The organism is Pseudomonas capeferrum (assembly GCF_000731675.1).
GTDB lineage: Bacteria > Pseudomonadota > Gammaproteobacteria > Pseudomonadales > Pseudomonadaceae > Aquipseudomonas > Aquipseudomonas capeferrum.
In genome coordinates, this window is sequence record NZ_JMIT01000002.1 from 40895 (window position 1) to 57641 (window position 16747).

Here is a 16747-nt window from a genome sequence, read left to right on the forward strand (position 1 = left end):
GTATGGACCCGCACGGGCGGGTTTACTGGCCGGTGCGAAAGGCCATCCACAGGCGGTTGCGTTGGCGCAGGTCGGAAAGCGCCATGCTGCGGTCGGCATACAGCCGCTTACGTACCTGGGTAGGCGGGTAGATGTCCGGGTCGTTGCGCACGGCTTCGTCCACCAAGGGCGTGGCTGCGCGATTGGCATTGGCGAAGAACAGCGTGTTGGTCAGTGCCGCAACCGACTCCGGCTTGAGCATGAAGGCGATGAACGCCCGGGCCGCTTCAGGGTGCGGCGCATCCTTGGGGATGACCAGGTTGTCTTGCCAGACCACGGTGCCTTCCTGGGGGATGCGATAGATCAGCTCGAACGGCTTGCCCGCACGGCGGGCCTGGTCGGCGGCCATCGCCGCATCGCCGTTGTAGGTCAGTGCCAGGCACACACTGCCGTTGGCCAGGTCGCTGATCTGCCGGCCGTTGGCGACATAGCGGATCGAAGGCTGCAGCTGGTTCAGCAGTTTCTGCGCCGCTGCAAGGTCGGTTTTGTCCTGGCTGTAGGGGTCCTTGCCCAGGTAGTTCAAGGTCAGGCCGATCACTTCCTGCGGCGAGTCGGGCATGGCGATACCGCAGTCCTTCAGGCGGCTGGCGTACTCGGGCTTGAACAACAGGTCGAGGCTGTCCAGCGGCACATCGCCCAGGCGCTGGCGTACGGCCTCGACATTCACCCCCAGGCCCAAAGTGCCCCAGGTATAGGGCACCGCATAGCGGTTGCCGGGGTCGGCCTCGGCCAGCTTGGCCAGCAGGTCCTGGTCGAGGTTGGCATAACCCGGCATGGCCTGGGCTTCGAGCGGCTGCAGGGCATTGGCCCTGAGGGCACGGGCCAGCACGGTGGATGACGGCACCACCACATCGTAGCCGCTGCCCCCGGTCAGCAGCTTGGTCTCCAGCACCTCGGTGGTGTCGAAGGTGTCGTAGCGCACCTTGTAGCCGGTTTCGCGCTCAAAGCGCTGAAGGGTTTGCGGGGCGACATAGTCGGCCCAGCTGTAGAGGTTGACGACCTTTTCCTGGGCCTGCAGCGGCAGGGCCAGGCACACGGACAACAGGCACAGCGATCGACGCATGACGGACACCTCGGCAAAGGGGGCTGCCCGTCACTGTAGCCCAAGGGTTTTCAGGCTGCGCCAATCAGTAGGCCATGCTCCAGGTCAGGGTGTAGGTGCGCCCACGCCCTTGGTAGTCATACAGGTACGCTGGCCCATAGGTCGGTGCATAGAACAACGTCGCACGCTGCCCCCAGACCGTGCTGTACTGCTTGTCCAGCAAGTTCTGGATGCCTGCACTGAAGGTGCCGAAGCCAGTGTCCTGGCTGCCCAGCAGGTCGAAAGTGGTGTAGCCGTCGATTTCGTGATCGGCATCGTCCTTGAGGCTGAATGCGTGGTTGGCCTGCAGCCGCGCACTGCGGCCATCGCCCTTCCAGCCGACGAACGCGGTGGACTTGGACAGCGACGCATAGCGGGCATCGCGCTTGTTCCAGCCACCGTTAGCGGCCTCTTCTTCGGAACGGGTCAGGTGCAAGGTACCACCGGCCTCCCAACCGCTCTGGAAGTGACGGGTCAACGCACCTTCGAAACCAAAGTCGCGGCTCTTCTGCTCTTCGACGTTGATGGTCAGCGTTTGCGAGTCGACGTTGATGATCTTGTCCGACCAGATGTAGTACAGCGCCGCCTGGGCGTCCCAGTCCAAGTCGGCAAAGCGCCAGCCGAGTTCGACCTGGCGGCTCTTGATACCGGCCAGCGGGTTGTCGGCGACGCTCAGGCCTGGCTTGCCGTAGTACTTGGCCGGGTCTGGCAGGTCGAAACCTTCACCGTAGTTGGTCCACAGCTGATGGCCATTCTTGAAATCGTAAATGGCGCCGACGTTGTACAGGCTGACCTGATAATCGTTGCTGCCGCCGGGTACGCCTTTGAAATCGCTGACATCCACGTCCATCTGCTGGCGCCGCGCGCCACCGGACAAGGTCAGGTTGTCGGTGGCATGCCAGTCGAGTTGGGCGTACACCGACACACCGTCAACCCGGTAACTGGGGTAGCGCGCGGCCTTGCTGGCCTTGTCCATTTCCAGGCCACCGCTTTCGGATGACGTCAGGGCATCGAAGGTGGTCTGTTCGGCGTTGAAGCGCTCGCGGTCCAGGTCGACGCCGTAGGTCAGCTTGAGCGCATCCCATTGTTTGGCGAACAGGCCTTTGAGGCTGGTGACTTCGAAGTTCTGTTGTGATGCGGCGAAGTACACCCCGCGCGACCCGGTGGGGGTGGCGCGGTTGTAGTACGGAAACGGGTAGAAGTTGTCGTCTTCCTTGCGGTACGAGGCCTGCAGGTAGAAGTCCTGGCCCAGCACATCGGTGTGATGGTAGTTGGCGTTGAGCAACAGGCGCCGGGTGCGTGGCTCGAGGTCGGAGGAATAGCCGCTGCGCAGTTCGGCGTCTTCCAGGTCCGAGGGGGCGTTGTGGTTGAGGTTGGGGAAGTAGATACCCGTGCTGCCGTGGTTGCCCGAGTCGTAGTACTGGGCCAGCAGGTCCAGGCTCTGCTCGTCGGTCAGGGTCAGGCCCAAGGTGCCGAGCACGTCGATTGTGCGGTTGTACTGCAGGTCGGTCTGGGTATTGTCGATGAAGATCTGGTCGCCAGCGCCGTCGTAAAAGGCTTCATTCTGCTCGCCGGAGATGCCCAGGCGGGCGCTGACCCGCTCGTTGCCGCCGCTGATCGACTGGGCGATGCGGGTGGCCAGGTCGTCACTGTTGTTGAAACCGCTGCTGGCTCCTAATTGGGTCTCGAAGCGTGCCGGGCCGGGCTCGCCCTTCTTGGTCACGATGTTGATGATGCCGCCGGTGGCGCCACCCCCGTAGAGGGCACTGGCACCCGACAGCACTTCGACACGCTCGACGTTGAACGGCGAAATACTGTCAAACTGGCGCGACAGGCCGCGCGAGCTGTTCTGGCTGACCCCGTCGATCATCACCAGCACATTGCGCCCACGCATGTTCTGGCCGTAGTTGGTGCGCCCCTCTGGGGCCAGGTCCAGGCCCGGCACCAGCTTGCCGATGGCTTCCTTCAGGCTCACACCGCTGTCGATCTGCTCGCGCAGTTGCTGCTGGTCGACCACCCAGACGGTGCCGGGGATTTCACTGATGGCGGTGCTCGTGCGCGAGGCGACGCTGACTTCGATGGGCTTCAAGTTGACAGCCTGCGGCGCAGTGTCCGCCTTGCGCAGGGTGACGGTGCGGGCATCGCTGAACTGCCAGCCCATGCCACTGCCGGCCAGCAACTGCTGCAACGCCTGCTCGATGCTGTAGCTGCCCTGCAAGGCCTGGCTATTCAGGCCCGACACATCACCGGTGGTGTACAGCAAGTGCAAACCGGCCTGGTCGGCGAACGCCGTCAGGGCCTGGTCCAGTGGCTGGGCCGGCACGTCCAACTGCACCTGGCGGGCTTCAACCTGGGCCGCTTGCGCAGCGGTCGAGGCCAACGCCTGCAGTGGGCCGGCCAACATGGCCAGGGCACTGCAAGACAGCAAGGCGTGATGGAGAGAACCGCTGGTGCGGTGCAAGGGCTTGAGCGTAAGGGCCACGAATGAGCTTCCAGACAAGTCGTAAATGAGAATGAGTTGCTGATCAGTCCCACTACGACGATCTGGCCTGCATGAACTTGCAGCGGCAGATGAAAAATATTTCGATTATTTTTTGCAGGGTCAGTGCACCACGGCCAACCAGGGCAGGTAGGTGACCTTCAGGCCATAACGCTGCTCCAAGGTACGCAGCAGTGCCTGGGGCTCATCGAGGTCGAACACCCCGCTCACTTCCAGGGCGGCCAGCGTGGTATCGGACAGCAAAATGCGCCCCTGCTGGTAACGCTCAAGCTCCGCCAGCACCTGCCCCAGCGGCTTGCCGTTGAAAATCAGCTTGCCGCGCTGCCAGGCGGTCTGTGCACTGGCATCGGGCGACACCGGCACCCTGCGCTCACCCACCGTGGCCTCGCCCTGGGCCAGCACCACGCGGCCATCGCGGCGCACGCTGAACGTCGCCGCCGTGCCCCGCACCGCCTCGCCTTCGGTATCGACCACAAAGGGCCGTGCGTCGTTGGCCGTTTCGAACAAGGCCTCGCCAGCATTGAGCACCACTCGGCGCTCGCGGTCGGTAAATGCCACCGTCAAGGCACTGCCGCTGTTCAGCAGTACCCGCGAGCCATCGGCCAGGGTAATAGCCTGCCGCTGCCCCAGCCCGGTGTGGTAGTCCGCCAGCCAGATTGGGGCCTGCTGCCAGCCGGTAAAGCCTGCGGCCAGCACCACCACCGAGGCCGCCAAGCCGGCCGCCCAGTGCCGTCGGCGCCGCACGGGTGGTGGCGCGACAACCTGGGCGGTCGGGGTGTGGCCAATGTCTTGCCACAGCGCTTGCGCCTCGCGCGCCGCCTCGGCATGCGCCGGGCTCAATGCGCACCAGCGCTGGTAGCGGGCGTGGTCCGCCGCCGTGGCATTGCCCGCGTGCAACAGCACCTGCCAATCGATGGCATCGTCGCTGAGGTCGCTGAGCGGTTGGGCTGCAGGCATGGCGTAAGGCTCAGTCATGGTTGTGTTTGAGCCAGTCACGGCAATGGCGCAGCGCCTGGCCGATGTATTTTGCCACCATGCTTTCGGAAACGCCCAGCCGTTGTGCAATCTGTGCCTGGGTCAGGCCTTCGATGCGGTTGAGCAACAGCGCCTGGCGGGCATTGCTGGGCAGCTGCAACAGCGCCTCGTCGAGTATCTGCAGGCGCTCGCGGGCAAGTAACGCCGCCTCGGGCGCCGGCGCCGGGCAGGCCACCTCCCCTGTGCCATCGCTGTCATCGTGACGGGCAGCGTTGCGTTGCTCACGGCGCAAGGCATCGATCGCCAGGTTGCCCGCGACCCGAAAGATGAAGCTGCGCGCATGCAGCACCGTGACCGCTTGCTGGTCGATCTTCACCAGCTTCAGGTACGTCTCCTGCGCGACGTCGGCGGCGCGCTGTCGATCGCTCATGCGCCGGGTCAGGAACTGCAGGAGGTCGTCGTAGTGCTCCTGGAAACTCGCCAGCAGACCAGACACGGGAGACGTCAGCATGAGGTAGGAGAAAGGCCAGTAAGAGGAATTGTCGGGCGTTAATGAGAAACAGTATCTTTCATTGTGCACGCCACTTTCAACGTCAGAGAGCATTTGCCACACTGACGCTTGAATTCTTCTGGCAAGGTTGCAACCCATGACTGCCCATTTGCACCGCTGTGCCCGCGGCTGCCTGGTACTGCTGTTGGCGTTCGGCCTCAGCGCCTGTGCGTTGTTCCAAGCGCGCGACCCGCTCAACATCAGCGTGATCGGCATCGAGCCGCTGCCCGGCCAGGAGCTGGAACTGCGCATGGCGGTGAAAATACGCGTACAGAACCCTAACGAAACCCCGATCGACTACAACGGCATCGCGCTCGACCTGCAGGTCAACGGCCAGCCGCTGGCCGCCGGGGTGAGTGACCAGCAGGGGCATATAGGCCGGTTCGACGAAGCGGTGATCGTGGTGCCGGTCAGCGTCACCGCGTTTTCCTTCCTGCGCCAGGCGTATGGCCTGGGCCAGCGCAATTCGCTGCAAGGGCTACCCTATGTACTGCGCGGCAAACTGGCAGGCGGGTGGCTGCGCACCGTCCGCTTCACCGACGAAGGCACGCTGGATTTGCCGAAGGCTGCAGGCGCTGGCGGGTAACCAGCCTCAGCGGCTGTTGTTGGCGGCGGCCATCATCTTGTTGACCTCACTGCGCACCATGCTGGCGTATTCAGGCGGCGACATGCTTTCAAGCTCGGCACGCACCCACTCGGCCCATTTGCCCTTGCGCCGTGGCTTTTCGGAAATCAGCCGGGCCGCTTCGCCCTTGGCCTTGCCCAGGTTGCTCTGCCACATTTCGAACAACCGCGCCTTCTCTGCCTCGATCTGCGCCCGTTCCTCGAAGCTCTTGTTGGCCAGATTGAAACTCATGAAGGTACCTGCCTGTTGAAAATGGCCGCTATCTTACACCGTAGCGATGCGTCACCGGAAAGCCGGCGCAACTTTCCCGACGCGCCGGCATCCATTGTTCACCCCCCCATTGACGAGGATGAGTTCATGGCCCGAAAAAACGCCGCACAAGCCGCCAGCGATCAGATCAAGGATCAGGTCTTCAGCGAACTGCAGGCATTGATCGAAGAATCCGAAAAGCTGCTCAACGACAGCGCAGCCCTGGTTGGCGAGGAGGCAGAAACCCTGCGCGCCCAAGTCAGCCTGAAACTGCGCCAGGCCCGCCAGGCGGCGAGCAATGTGCGTGACAAGGCCCAGCCGGTGGTGGATGCCACCCAGGACTACATCGGCGGCCACCCCTGGCAGACCGTTGCCGTGTCCGCAGGCTTCGGCCTGGTGGTCGGCCTGTTGCTGGGCCGCCGTTACTAAGCAGCGCTAACGGCCGCAGCGCCGCCTGACCGGTTTCAGGCGGCCTGCGCCAGCGGGATACCGCTATGGAAGCGCAGCTCCTGGTCCGGTGACTGGATCAGTTCGGCCTCGGCCTCACGTACCAGCTCCACCCGGCCGGCGATGTCCGCTGCCTCACCATACTGATGGGCCAGCTTCAGGTAGCCCTGGTAATGGCGCGCTTCACTTTTCAGCAAGCCGTGGTAGAAGGTACCCAGCTCTTCATCCAGGTGCGGCACCAGTGCGGCAAAGCGCTCGCAACTGCGTGCTTCGATGAAAGCCCCCACCACCAGGGTATCCACCAGTTTGACCGGTTCATGGGCACGCACCAGGCGGCGCAGGCCCGAGGCATAACGCCCGGCCGACACCGGGCGCAAAGGCACCCCCCGACGCTTCATCAGGCGCAACACCTGCTCATGGTGCACCAGTTCTTCACGGGCCAGACGCGACATCATGTTGATCAGGTCCAGGTGCGTGTTGTACTTGGCGATCAGGCTCAAGGCGGTGCTGGCGGCCTTGAACTCGCAGTTCTTGTGGTCGATCAGCAGGGTTTCCTGGTCGGCAAGCGCCGCTTCGATCCAGGCATCTGGGGTCGGGCAGCCAAGAAAGGCGTCGATTTCGGGGATCAAGGACATAAACGTGCAACCAGACAGAACAGGCAGGGCCGGCGATTATACCGGCGGCAAGCGGCAGCGCCAGTGACTATGCTTGATGTACATCAAGCGGCGGCGGGTGGGGCGCCGACTATAGTCAGGCATTGGCCGCCATCTTTGAACGGAGCTCAAGCCCATGCAAGCCGTCCGCAGCATCCTCGTCGTCCTCGACCCCGCGCATGCCCATAGCCGGGCCTTGACCCGCGCCAAGCTAATCGCAGGGGTTACCGGCGCGCGCCTGCACCTGTTGATGTGTGACAAGAAGCAGGACCACAGCGCGCTGCTCAGCCTGCTGTGCAGCCAGTTGCACGATGACGGGTATGACAACGTGACCTTTGAGCAGGCCTGGCACGACACCCTTCACGAGTCGATCATCGCGGTGCAGCAAGCTGAAGGCTGCGAGCTGGTCATCAAGGAGCACCGGCCGGACAACCCCCTGAAAAAAGCACTGCTGACGCCCAGCGACTGGAAGCTGCTGCGCCTGTGCCCCAGCCCGGTGCTGATGGTGAAAACCGAGCGCCCATGGACGGGCGGGGTAATTCTGGCGGCCGTGGATGTCGGCAACCAGGATGAGGATCACCGCCGGTTGCACGCAAGCATCATCGACCATGGCTATGCCATTGCCGGCCTGGCTAAAGGTCAGTTGCACGTCATCAGTGCGCACCCCTCCCCCATGCTGTCGGCTGCGGACCCGGTCTACCAGCTCAGCGAGACCATTGCAGAGCGCTACCGCGAAGCCTGCCGCGCGTTTCAAGCCGAGTTCGACATCAGCGATGAACGCCTGCATGTCGCCGAAGGCCCGGCCGATGTGCTGATACCCCATACCGAGAAGAGGTTCGGCGCCGTGGTCACGGTGATCGGCACGGTGGCCCGCACGGGGATTTCCGGTGCCTTGATCGGCAATACGTCGGAGGTGGTGCTCGACTCGCTCGAAGGGGATGTGCTGGTGCTCAAGAGCGAAGAAGCGATTGCCCACCTGACGGAACTGGCCCGCGAGTAGGCCCAGCACAGCATCAACATGCTTTTGTAGGAGCGGCCTTGCCGGGGCGCCGGACCGGTCGGAAAGGGGCGCGAAGCGGCCCCGGCGATTTTTGCTGCGCCACAGAACCTGGGGCCGCTATGCGGCCCTTTCCGACCGGTCCGGCGCCCCGGCAAGGCCGCTCCTACACAGGCAAGGCGTTGCCTCGCGCGAAGGGCTAGGTCAGCGCCTCGCGCACTTTTGGGTCCAGGCCTTCCCCGCCATTGGCCTCGCTCCACGCCAGCAACTGCCGGCGCATCGCCGGCGTCCAGAAGCTCTGCAAGTGCTGCCTCACCCCCTGCACCGCCAGCACCCGGTTCGGTTCGCTGTCAAAATAATGGGCAATCTGGTTGGCCATCTTGACCAGGTTGTCGCTGCTCATCGGCGCACCTCGGCGTTCTCCGGTTGCTCGGCGGTGCGGCGCTCCTTGAGCAGGCGGCGCTGTTCGTCGCTGAAGTCCTGGTAGCGCTTCTGCCATTCAGACGGGTGGAACACCTTCACCACCTCCACCGCCGTCACCTTGTATTCAGGGCAATTGGTGGCCCAGTCGGAGTTGTCGGTGGTGATCACGTTGGCGCCAGACTCAGGGAAGTGGAACGTGGTGTACACCACCCCCGGCGCCACCCGCGCACTGACCTTGGCGCGCAGCACCGTCTGCCCGGCACGGCTGCCGATACCCACCCAGTCACCGTCGCGAATGCCACGGCTCTCGGCATCGGTCGGGTGCAGCTCCAGGCGGTCGGCATCATGCCAGGCAACGTTGCCGGTGCGCCGGGTCTGGGCGCCAACGTTGTACTGGCTGAGGATACGCCCGGTGGTCAGCAACAGCGGGTAGCGGCTGTTGACCTTCTCGTCGGTGGGCACGTAACCCGTGAGCATGAAGCGCCCCTTGCCGCGCACGAACTGGTCGATGTGCATGGTCGGCGTGCCATCGGGCGCGGCATCGTTGCACGGCCACTGCAGGCTGCCATGGCGGTCGAGCTCGGCGTAGCTAACGCGGTGGAAGGTCGGCGTCAGGCGGGCGATCTCGTCCATGATCTGGGACGGGTGGCGGTACTGCATCGGGTAGCCCAAGGCGTTGGCCAAGGCCACCGTGGCCTCCCAGTCGGCCTTGCCGGCCAGCGGCTCCATAACCTTGCGCACCCGCGAGATTCGCCGCTCGGCGTTGGTGAAGGTGCCGTCCTTTTCAAGGAACGAACTGCCCGGCAGGAACACGTGGGCGAACTTGGCCGTTTCGTTGAGGAAGATGTCCTGCACTACCACACACTCCATGGCATGCAGGGCCGCAGTGACGTGCTGGGTGTTGGGGTCGCTCTGGGCGATGTCCTCACCCTGGCAGTACAGCGCCTTGAAGCTGCCATCCAGGGCCGCTTCGAACATGTTGGGAATGCGCAGGCCCGGGTCGGGTTGCAAGGTCACGCCCCAGGCCCGCTCGAATTCGGCACGTACCCCTTCGTTGGAGATATGCCGGTAGCCGGGCAGTTCATGCGGGAACGAGCCCATGTCGCACGAACCCTGCACGTTGTTCTGCCCACGCAGTGGGTTCACCCCTACCCCTTCGCGGCCAATGTTGCCGGTGGCCATGGCCAGGTTGGCGATGCCCATCACCGCAGTGCTGCCCTGGCTGTGCTCGGTGACACCCAGGCCGTAGTAGATGGCCGCATTGCCGCCGGTGGCGTACAGCCGGGCTGCGGCGCGGATCTGCTCGGCAGGCACGCCGCAGACCGGGCCGAGTACTTCCGGCGCGTTCTCTGGCAGGCTGACGAAGTCGCGCCAGCGGGCGAAGTCCTCGGTCTCGCAGCGCGCGTCGATAAAGCGCTGGGCCAGCAAGCCTTCACTGACGATCACATGGGCAAGGGCGTTGAGCATGGCCACGTTGGTGCCAGGGCGCAGTTGCAGGTGCAGCTCGGCGCGGGCGTGGGGCGAGTCGACCAGGTCGATGCGCCGTGGGTCGATGACGATCAGCCGCGCGCCCTGGCGCAGGCGGCGCTTGAGCTGCGAGCCGAACACCGGGTGGGCGTCGGTGGGGTTGGCGCCAATCACCAGCACCACGTCGGCCTGCATCACCGAATCGAAGCTCTGGGTACCGGCCGACTCACCGAGGGTCTGCTTGAGGCCGTAGCCGGTGGGCGAATGGCACACCCGGGCGCAGGTGTCGACGTTGTTGTTGCCAAACGCCACGCGCACCAGTTTCTGCACCAGGTAAGCCTCTTCGTTGGTGCAGCGGCTGGAGGTGATGCCGCCAATCGAATCACGCCCGTACTTGAGCTGAATGCGCCGGAACTCGCTGGCCGCATAGTTTACCGCCTCTTCCCAGCTGACTTCCTGCCACGGGTCTTCGAGGCGCTTGCGGATCATCGGCTTGGTGATGCGGTCCGGGTGGGTGGCATAGCCCCAGGCGAAGCGGCCCTTGACGCAGGCGTGGCCGTGGTTGGCGCCGCCGTTCTTGTCCGGGACCATGCGCACCAACTGGTCGCCCTTCATCTCGGCACGGAACGAGCAGCCGACACCGCAGTAGGCGCAGGTGGTGATCACCGCACGTTCGGGCTGGCCGAGCTGCACCAGGCTCTTTTCGGTCAAGGTGGCGGTCGGGCACGCCTGCACGCAAGCACCGCACGACACACACTCGGAGGCCAGGAAGTTATCGCCCCCAGCCGCCGCCACCCGCGAGTCGAAACCACGCCCGGTGATGGTCAGGGCAAAGGTGCCCTGGATGTCTTCGCAGGCGCGCACGCAGCGGCTGCAGACGATGCATTTGCTGGGTTCGTAGTCGAAGTACGGGTTGGAGACGTCCTTCTTCTCAGCCAGGTGATTGGCGCCGTCGTAGCCGTAGCGGACCTCACGCAGCCCCACCTGGCCGGCGACGGTCTGCAGTTCGCAGTTACCGTTGGCCGAGCAGGTCAGGCAGTCCAGCGGGTGATCGGAGATGTACAGCTCCATCACATTGCGCCGTAGCCCGGCCAGGCGCGGGGTTTCGGTGCGCACCACCATGCCTTCGCTGACAGGGGTGGTGCAGGAGGCGGGATACCCGCGCATGCCGTCGATTTCCACCATGCACATGCGGCACGAGCCGAACGCTTCAAGGCTGTCGGTGGCGCACAGTTTGGGGATGCTAGTGCCGAGCATGGCGGCGGCGCGCATCACCGAGGTACCGGCAGGCACGCTGATCGCGCGGCCGTCAATGTTCAGGCTGACCTGCACCTGGCTGTCGCGGGCCGGGGTGCCAAGATCGGTCTCGGGGTCGAAAAAATTGATCACTGTGCGGCCTCCGTCTGAGTCAGACCGAAATCGGCGGGGAAGTACTTGAGCGCGCTGGCCACGGGGTAGGCCGTCATCCCGCCCATGGCGCACAGCGAGCCGTACTGCATCGTGTCGCAGAGGTCGCGCAGCAGCAGGGCGTGGTCGTGGCGCTCGGTGAAATCGGTGCTGGCGATCAGCCGATCCACCACCTCCATGCCACGGGTCGAGCCGATGCGGCAGGGCGTGCACTTGCCGCAGGATTCCTCGGCGCAGAACTGCAGGGCGAAGCGCGCCATGCTGGCCATGTTGAGGGTGTCATCGGCCACCACCACACCGCCGTGGCCCAGCATCGCGCCCATGGCGGCGAAGGCTTCATAGTCCAGCGGCGTGTCGAAGTGGCTGGGCGGCACCCAGGCACCGAGCGGCCCACCGACCTGCGCGGCCTTCAGTGGCCGGCCGCTGGCGGTACCGCCGCCATAGCCTTCCACCAGCTCGCGCAGGGTCAGGCCGAACGCCCGCTCCACCAGGCCGCCGTGGCGGATATTGCCGGCCAGCTGAAACGGCATGGTGCCCAGCGAACGGCCCATGCCGAAGTCGCGGTAGAACGCCGCGCCCTTGGCCAGGATGATCGGCACCGAGGCCAGGGTAAGTACGTTGTGCACCAGGGTCGGCAAGCCGAACAGGCCCTGCAGGGCCGGCAAGGGCGGCTTGGCGCGGACGATGCCGCGCTTGCCTTCAAGGGACTCCAGCAGCGCGGTTTCTTCGCCGCAGATATAAGCGCCAGCGCCAACCCGGACTTCCAGGTCGAAGGCCTTGCCGCTGCCGGCCACGTTCACACCGAGGTAGCCGGCGTCACGGGCGATGGCAAAGGCCTGGTCGAGCACGCGAATGGCGTCGGGGTATTCCGAGCGCACGTAGATGTAGCCTTTGTCGGCCCCCACGGCCAGGCCGGCGATGATCATGCCTTCGATCAGCAGAAACGGGTCGCCTTCCATCAGCATACGGTCGGCGAAGGTACCGGAGTCGCCTTCGTCGGCGTTGCAGACCACGTACTTCTGCCCAGCCCCGGCATCGCGCACGGTGCGCCATTTGATGCCAGCCGGGAACGCCGCACCGCCACGGCCACGCAGGCCGGAATCAAGCACTGCGGCAACCACCTCGGCGCCGTCCAGCGCCACCGCGTGTTCCAGGCCGGCAAAGCCGCCGTGGGCACGGTAGTCGTCCAGCGACAGCGGCCGGGTTACCCCGGCCCGGGCGAACAGCAGGCGTTGCTGGCTTTTCAGATAAGGGATTTGCTCAACCGGCCCCAAGGCCAGGGCATGCTCGTGGGCCTCGCCTGCCAAGCCATCGAGTAGCGCCGGCACATCGTGCACCGTGACCGGGCCGAAACCCTGGCGCCCTTGTGCGGTTTCGCATTCAAGCAGCGGCTCCAGCCAGTACAGGCCACGCGAACTGGTGCGCTGGATATCGACCGCCAACTGCCGGCGTTCGGCCTCGCGCTGCACGGCCTCGGCAACCTGATCGGCACCCACGGCGCGGGCTACCGAATCACAGGGGATGAACACCTTCAACATGTTTCTCCCTCCAGGCAACCGTTTACCAGGGCACGCAGGCGCTCAGGCGTGAGGCGTGCGTGCAATTGGCCGTCCAGCTCCAGTGCTGGCGAGCAGGCGCAGGCGCCCAGGCAGTACACCGGGCGCAGGCTGATGGCGCCGTCGGCGCTGGTGCCATGGTCGTCCAGCGCCAATTGGTCGCGCAGTTGCGCGGCCAAGGCCTCGGCGCCACGGCTCTGGCATGACTCGGCCCGGCACAGGCGCAAGGTATGGCGTGCAGGCGGCGTGGTACGGAAGTCGTGGTAGAAGCTGATCACCCCGCGCACCTCGGCCAGGCTGAGGTTCAGGGCATGGGCAATTTCGGCGACAGCGGCATCGGGGACGAAGCCGATGCCTTGCTGAATGGCGTGAAGGATCGGCAACAGGGCGCCGGGGGTCTCCTTTTCACGGGCCAGGATGCTGTGGATCAAAGGCAGGTGGAGCAGTTCATCAGGCATACAGCGGACCTCGGCATCACGGACCCTGCCTTGGCGTTGTAGAGGCAGGGGCCGGCGTGTTCTGCTGCGGCGTACCGGCCACGTCACGGTTGCGTGGTGTCGGCAGCCTCCTTGCCCATGGCCGTGCGTCTGCGCGCACTGGCCCGAGGGCATCCTGCAAGCATGGCACTTGTGGCGGCGCAGGGTTGCATGCGAACGACCAGGCGCATCCTGAAACCGACGTGAGGTTCAGGGGTTTCAGCTGCCCCGCTTCGCGGCCCGTCAGTCCAGCACGACATGCGGCAAAAACCGCGAGCTGTCCTTGGTAATCAGTGAGTCATCCTCACGGATGCCGATACCCGCCGCTGTGTCACCGACTACCCACGAACCGATCAGCGTGTAGCTGTCAGCAAACCTGGGCAACGGCGCAAACCCTTGCAGGATGTACGGCGCATCGTTGTAGGGCCCGTCTTCGAACACCCGCTGCCCCTCGCCGGTGCGGATGTCCACATTGGCCCCTTCCCGCGAGAAATACGGCTTGCGTACCCAGCCCTTGGGCACAGGCCGCGAAGGGTTATCGTCGATGAAGGCCGGCAACAGGTTGGGGTGCCCTGGGTGCCATTCCCACAGCAACGGCAAGATGCCCTTGTTGGAGATCAGCGCCTTCCACGGCGGCTCGATGAACTGCGTGTCACAACCTGGGATGGCCTTGCCGAAGGCTTCGTGGAAGATGTGCTCCCAGGCGTGCAGCTTGAACAAGCGCTGAATCGGCTGCCCCTCCAGGTCAACGAAACGCCCCTCGCCATTCAGGCCGATGTCCTCCAGGTCGATATGCCGTGTGGGAATACCGGCGTGCGCGGCCATCTTGCGCAAAAAGTCCGTTGTGCCACGGTCCTCTACCGAGCCCGAGATGGTCGAGAAGTAGAACGTGCCCTGCCCCTGCTGGGCGGCAAACGCCTGAATGAGGTCTTCGGCCAGGGTATTGAACTGGCTGGCATGCGCGGGCAGAACGCCCCGCTGGATCTGCTCTTCAAGCCAGATCAACTGGAACGCCGCCGCCTCGTACAGCGAGGTAGGCGTGTCGTAGTTGGCCTCGATCAGTTTCGCCGGGCCATGGCCGTCATAGCTGAAGTCAAAGCGCCCATACAGATGCGGCTGCCGCGCTAGCCACGAGTGCCGCACCAGGTCGAAGAATGCCGCAGGAATGGCCAGGCGCGTCATCAGCGCCTCGCTGTCGACGATACGATCAACGGCGTCCAGGCACATCGCGTGCAGTGCTTCGGTCGGGGCCTGCAAGTCGCGCTCGACCTGGGCCTGGCTGAATTGGTAGTAGCCCCGCTCGTCCCAGTAGCGCTCGCCATCGAGGGTGTGGAAGGCAAAGCCCTCTTGTTGGGCAGTGGCGCGCCAGCCTGGGCGCTCTGCGAGCTCGACCTTGCGCATGCCTACCCCCCGAAGAAGCTGCCAGACTTGCCGCCCCAGCCACTGCGGGCCGTGGCCTGGCTGCCAAAGCCACCCCGCGAGATGGACGCAGAGACGGCCGAGCGCGACGCCGTGCGGCCTGAGGCGCCATAGCCAGCACCGCCGCCGCCGGACGAACCGCCACTGCTGCTCTGCTCGTCCTTGTTGGTGCGCTGAATGCCCCCGGCCACACCATAACGCTGCCCAAGCAGGCCACTGCGCTGCCCGGCGCCGTCGCGATAGGTATACAGCGGCTGCGCGCGATAACGGCGGTCGGCGCTGTTGGTCATCTGCCCCAGCAGCATGCCAGCGACCACGGCGGTGGCGACGTGGCCATAGCCGCCGCCCTGAGCGTGGGCCGCATCGACCTGGGACTGGGTGACTTCGCCTGCGGTGTCCAGCTCGAACCCGCTCATGCGGGGCATGTAACGGCCACCGGCGCCTATCTGACAACCGTCAGAGGCGAATTCGGCTTCGCAGTCGGGCTTCGATACATAGGTCGGGGCGGTGCGCCGGTACTCGGCCAGCGCCTGCTTGTAGGCATCGTTGCACGCCTTCTCCGGCACCTTGTCGTTGACGCAGGCTTCGACACTGCCGTAGTTCACCTGCTGGCTGACGGTGTAGGTTTCTTCTTGCGGGCTGCACGCGGTCAACGCCAAAGGCAGCGAGCTGGCCAGCACCAGCTTGACGGAGCTTCGTCTCATTGGGGATTTCATGGGGGCTCCTAGTGCATCAGGCCGACGGGGTCATGCAAGCCGAATTGAGTAAGCCGACGCTGATCGCCACGCTGGCAGCGTAGATGGCAGCGGCCAGTTCGCCTGCGGCGATACGCCTGGACAGGCCGCGCAGCACCAGGCTGGTAAGGCCGAAGGCAAGCAACTGCACCACTGCCGCAATCACTACCCAAGCCACTACGTCGAGGATGCCGACGCTGTAGGCAATGATATTGCTGGCCGGCAGCGAAAAGCCGATCAGCGAGCCGCCCAGGGCAATGGCCGCGGCCGGGTTGTTCTCACGAATGAGCGCGAACTCGCGGTGCGGAGTAAGGCGGGTATAGATGAACTGGAACAGCCAGAACAGCAACAGTGCCACGCTGATATAAAGGATGAAGCCAGTCACTGCAGTGGCATTGAGCGACAGGCGCAGAGCGTCGAGCATGGTGAGTCCTTGTCAGGTTACGTGAAAGTCCGTGGGGTGCAGGGTGACGCCCAACGAAGTGGTGAAAGTGGCGTTGCCCTGCTCGTCCTCCTCCGCTGACAGCAGCAGGAATTCGCGACGCTCTGGCAGGCCGGTATCGCGGGCGTAGAGCATCGACAGGTGCTGGATGCCATAGCGCGCATCAGGGCTGGTCACGCGCTCGTGCAACGGAACCAGTTTGGCCTGGCCTGCCTCCTGGCCCCACTGGCGGGAATACAGGTAGTCGTCGTGTTCGTAGATCGGCAGGCCGACCTTGGACTGGCTGCCGACAAGGCGCTGAAGGTGCGACGTGTCGCGGATCGGTACAGCGCTGTGATAACCGAACAATACGGTATCACCCACTTCGCTACCGTTCATCAGCACTTGCAGCCAATAGTCTTCATCGTCCAGATAGAAACGCAGCAGGTGCATCGAAGCACCGAGGTCGACCTCGCCGATGGCCCAGACCGTTTCCGGGCCGGGAACCAGCAGTTGCGAATGCCCCTCAAGCAATGGTTCGAGTGACGCAGCGGGTGTGAACCGGCGACCGCTGAGCAAGCCAAATGGCGGCGTGGCACTAGGCGAAAGTGGCATCGTAAACGTCCTGAAGCGGGGCAGTCCTTGCGAGGGGCGACACCTTAACGGGTTTGGCCGCCCGAGCCAATTCAAGCACTGTTTGCGAGACACTGTTGCGGGGGCAACAGCCA

At 64.6% G+C, this 16747-nt stretch carries 16 protein-coding genes and 1 pseudogene; 3 read left to right on the forward strand and 14 right to left on the reverse strand.

The genetic code is table 11. The annotated features are described in order from the left end of the window. Nucleotides 1-22 precede the first annotated feature (22 nt). The 4 genes and pseudogenes from PC358_RS12690 to PC358_RS12705 all read right to left on the reverse strand — a co-directional run. Nucleotides 23-1102, reverse strand: coding sequence for an extracellular solute-binding protein (locus tag PC358_RS12690; protein WP_033700343.1), 1080 nt, complete (start codon nucleotides 1100-1102; stop codon nucleotides 23-25). A 64-nt stretch (nucleotides 1103-1166) separates the two neighbouring features. Then, complete coding sequence (locus PC358_RS12695) at nucleotides 1167-3602, reverse strand: TonB-dependent receptor (RefSeq protein WP_050506115.1); 2436 nt, start codon at nucleotides 3600-3602, stop codon at nucleotides 1167-1169. A gap of 120 nt (nucleotides 3603-3722) precedes the next feature. Next, complete coding sequence (locus PC358_RS12700; RefSeq protein ID WP_315972656.1) at nucleotides 3723-4595, reverse strand: FecR family protein; 873 nt, start codon at nucleotides 4593-4595, stop codon at nucleotides 3723-3725. Between the two features lie 4 nt (nucleotides 4596-4599). Beyond that, a pseudogene (locus PC358_RS12705) lies at nucleotides 4600-5106 on the reverse strand (RNA polymerase sigma factor); the annotation flags it as partial. Nucleotides 5107-5242: 136 nt separating this feature from the next. Between PC358_RS12705 and PC358_RS12710 the strand changes: the two are divergent. After that, nucleotides 5243-5731, forward strand: coding sequence for an LEA/WHy family protein (locus tag PC358_RS12710; RefSeq protein ID WP_033700345.1), 489 nt, complete (start codon nucleotides 5243-5245; stop codon nucleotides 5729-5731). A 6-nt stretch (nucleotides 5732-5737) separates the two neighbouring features. On the opposite strand, the gene PC358_RS12715 is transcribed toward PC358_RS12710, so the two are convergent. Beyond that, on the reverse strand, nucleotides 5738-6001 hold the full coding sequence (locus PC358_RS12715) for a hypothetical protein (protein ID WP_033700347.1): 264 nt from the start codon (nucleotides 5999-6001) through the stop codon (nucleotides 5738-5740). A 126-nt stretch (nucleotides 6002-6127) separates the two neighbouring features. Here PC358_RS12715 and PC358_RS12720 point away from each other — a divergent pair, with 126 nt between their 5' ends. Further along, nucleotides 6128-6448, forward strand: coding sequence for an ElaB/YgaM/YqjD family protein (locus PC358_RS12720; RefSeq protein WP_033700349.1), 321 nt, complete (start codon nucleotides 6128-6130; stop codon nucleotides 6446-6448). A gap of 35 nt (nucleotides 6449-6483) precedes the next feature. On the opposite strand, the gene PC358_RS12725 is transcribed toward PC358_RS12720, so the two are convergent. After that, the gene (locus tag PC358_RS12725) at nucleotides 6484-7101 is read right to left on the reverse strand and encodes a MiaE family protein (RefSeq protein WP_033700351.1); all 618 of its coding nucleotides are present in this window, start codon (nucleotides 7099-7101) and stop codon (nucleotides 6484-6486) included. Between the two features lie 154 nt (nucleotides 7102-7255). Between PC358_RS12725 and PC358_RS12730 the strand changes: the two genes are divergently transcribed. Next, nucleotides 7256-8119, forward strand: a complete 864-nt coding sequence (locus tag PC358_RS12730; protein ID WP_033700353.1) for a universal stress protein — start codon at nucleotides 7256-7258, stop codon at nucleotides 8117-8119. Between the two features lie 196 nt (nucleotides 8120-8315). Here PC358_RS12730 and PC358_RS12735 read toward each other — a convergent pair whose 3' ends face one another. The 8 genes from PC358_RS12735 to PC358_RS12770 all read right to left on the reverse strand — a co-directional run bounded on the left by PC358_RS12735 (nucleotide 8316) and on the right by PC358_RS12770 (nucleotide 16634). Next, entirely contained in the window at nucleotides 8316-8519 is a 204-nt protein-coding gene (locus PC358_RS12735) for a formate dehydrogenase subunit delta (protein WP_033700355.1), read from the reverse strand. Continuing rightward, nucleotides 8516-11395, reverse strand: a complete 2880-nt coding sequence (gene fdhF / locus PC358_RS12740) for a formate dehydrogenase subunit alpha (protein WP_033700357.1) — start codon at nucleotides 11393-11395, stop codon at nucleotides 8516-8518. The genes PC358_RS12735 and fdhF overlap by 4 nt, the downstream gene beginning before the upstream one ends. After that, nucleotides 11392-12951, reverse strand: a complete 1560-nt coding sequence (locus tag PC358_RS12745; protein ID WP_033700359.1) for a formate dehydrogenase beta subunit — start codon at nucleotides 12949-12951, stop codon at nucleotides 11392-11394. The genes fdhF and PC358_RS12745 overlap by 4 nt, the downstream gene beginning before the upstream one ends. After that, nucleotides 12945-13427 (reverse strand): formate dehydrogenase subunit gamma, encoded by a 483-nt coding sequence (locus PC358_RS12750; protein ID WP_033700360.1) that lies wholly within the window; start codon nucleotides 13425-13427, stop codon nucleotides 12945-12947. Before PC358_RS12750 ends, PC358_RS12745 begins: the two co-directional genes overlap by 7 nt. 261 nt (nucleotides 13428-13688) lie before the next feature. Then, nucleotides 13689-14846, reverse strand: coding sequence for a glutathionylspermidine synthase family protein (locus PC358_RS12755; protein ID WP_033700362.1), 1158 nt, complete (start codon nucleotides 14844-14846; stop codon nucleotides 13689-13691). Nucleotides 14847-14848: 2 nt separating this feature from the next. Continuing rightward, nucleotides 14849-15568, reverse strand: coding sequence for a DUF1190 domain-containing protein (locus tag PC358_RS12760; RefSeq protein WP_033700364.1), 720 nt, complete (start codon nucleotides 15566-15568; stop codon nucleotides 14849-14851). A gap of 28 nt (nucleotides 15569-15596) precedes the next feature. Beyond that, a complete protein-coding gene (locus tag PC358_RS12765) occupies nucleotides 15597-16022 on the reverse strand; it encodes a DUF350 domain-containing protein (RefSeq protein WP_033700365.1) in 426 nt (141 codons plus the stop codon). A gap of 12 nt (nucleotides 16023-16034) precedes the next feature. Further along, nucleotides 16035-16634 carry a DUF2491 family protein gene (locus tag PC358_RS12770; protein ID WP_050506117.1) on the reverse strand — a complete coding sequence of 200 codons (600 nt, stop codon included), beginning with the start codon at nucleotides 16632-16634 and terminating at the stop codon, nucleotides 16035-16037. Nucleotides 16635-16747 lie beyond the last annotated feature (113 nt).

Coding starts and splice junctions, on each gene's coding strand:
- PC358_RS12690 (WP_033700343.1), bottom strand. CDS start 1,102: ATGCGTCGATCGCTGTGCCTGTTGTCCGTGTGCCTGGCCCTGCCGCTG.
- PC358_RS12700 (WP_315972656.1), bottom strand. CDS start 4,595: ATGACTGAGCCTTACGCCATGCCTGCAGCCCAACCGCTCAGCGACCTC.
- PC358_RS12710 (WP_033700345.1), top strand. CDS start 5,243: ATGACTGCCCATTTGCACCGCTGTGCCCGCGGCTGCCTGGTACTGCTG.
- PC358_RS12715 (WP_033700347.1), bottom strand. CDS start 6,001: ATGAGTTTCAATCTGGCCAACAAGAGCTTCGAGGAACGGGCGCAGATC.
- PC358_RS12720 (WP_033700349.1), top strand. CDS start 6,128: ATGGCCCGAAAAAACGCCGCACAAGCCGCCAGCGATCAGATCAAGGAT.
- PC358_RS12725 (WP_033700351.1), bottom strand. CDS start 7,101: ATGTCCTTGATCCCCGAAATCGACGCCTTTCTTGGCTGCCCGACCCCA.
- PC358_RS12730 (WP_033700353.1), top strand. CDS start 7,256: ATGCAAGCCGTCCGCAGCATCCTCGTCGTCCTCGACCCCGCGCATGCC.
- PC358_RS12735 (WP_033700355.1), bottom strand. CDS start 8,519: ATGAGCAGCGACAACCTGGTCAAGATGGCCAACCAGATTGCCCATTAT.
- PC358_RS12745 (WP_033700359.1), bottom strand. CDS start 12,951: ATGTTGAAGGTGTTCATCCCCTGTGATTCGGTAGCCCGCGCCGTGGGT.
- PC358_RS12750 (WP_033700360.1), bottom strand. CDS start 13,427: ATGCCTGATGAACTGCTCCACCTGCCTTTGATCCACAGCATCCTGGCC.
- PC358_RS12755 (WP_033700362.1), bottom strand. CDS start 14,846: ATGCGCAAGGTCGAGCTCGCAGAGCGCCCAGGCTGGCGCGCCACTGCC.
- PC358_RS12760 (WP_033700364.1), bottom strand. CDS start 15,568: ATGAGACGAAGCTCCGTCAAGCTGGTGCTGGCCAGCTCGCTGCCTTTG.
- PC358_RS12765 (WP_033700365.1), bottom strand. CDS start 16,022: ATGCTCGACGCTCTGCGCCTGTCGCTCAATGCCACTGCAGTGACTGGC.
- PC358_RS12770 (WP_050506117.1), bottom strand. CDS start 16,634: ATGCCACTTTCGCCTAGTGCCACGCCGCCATTTGGCTTGCTCAGCGGT.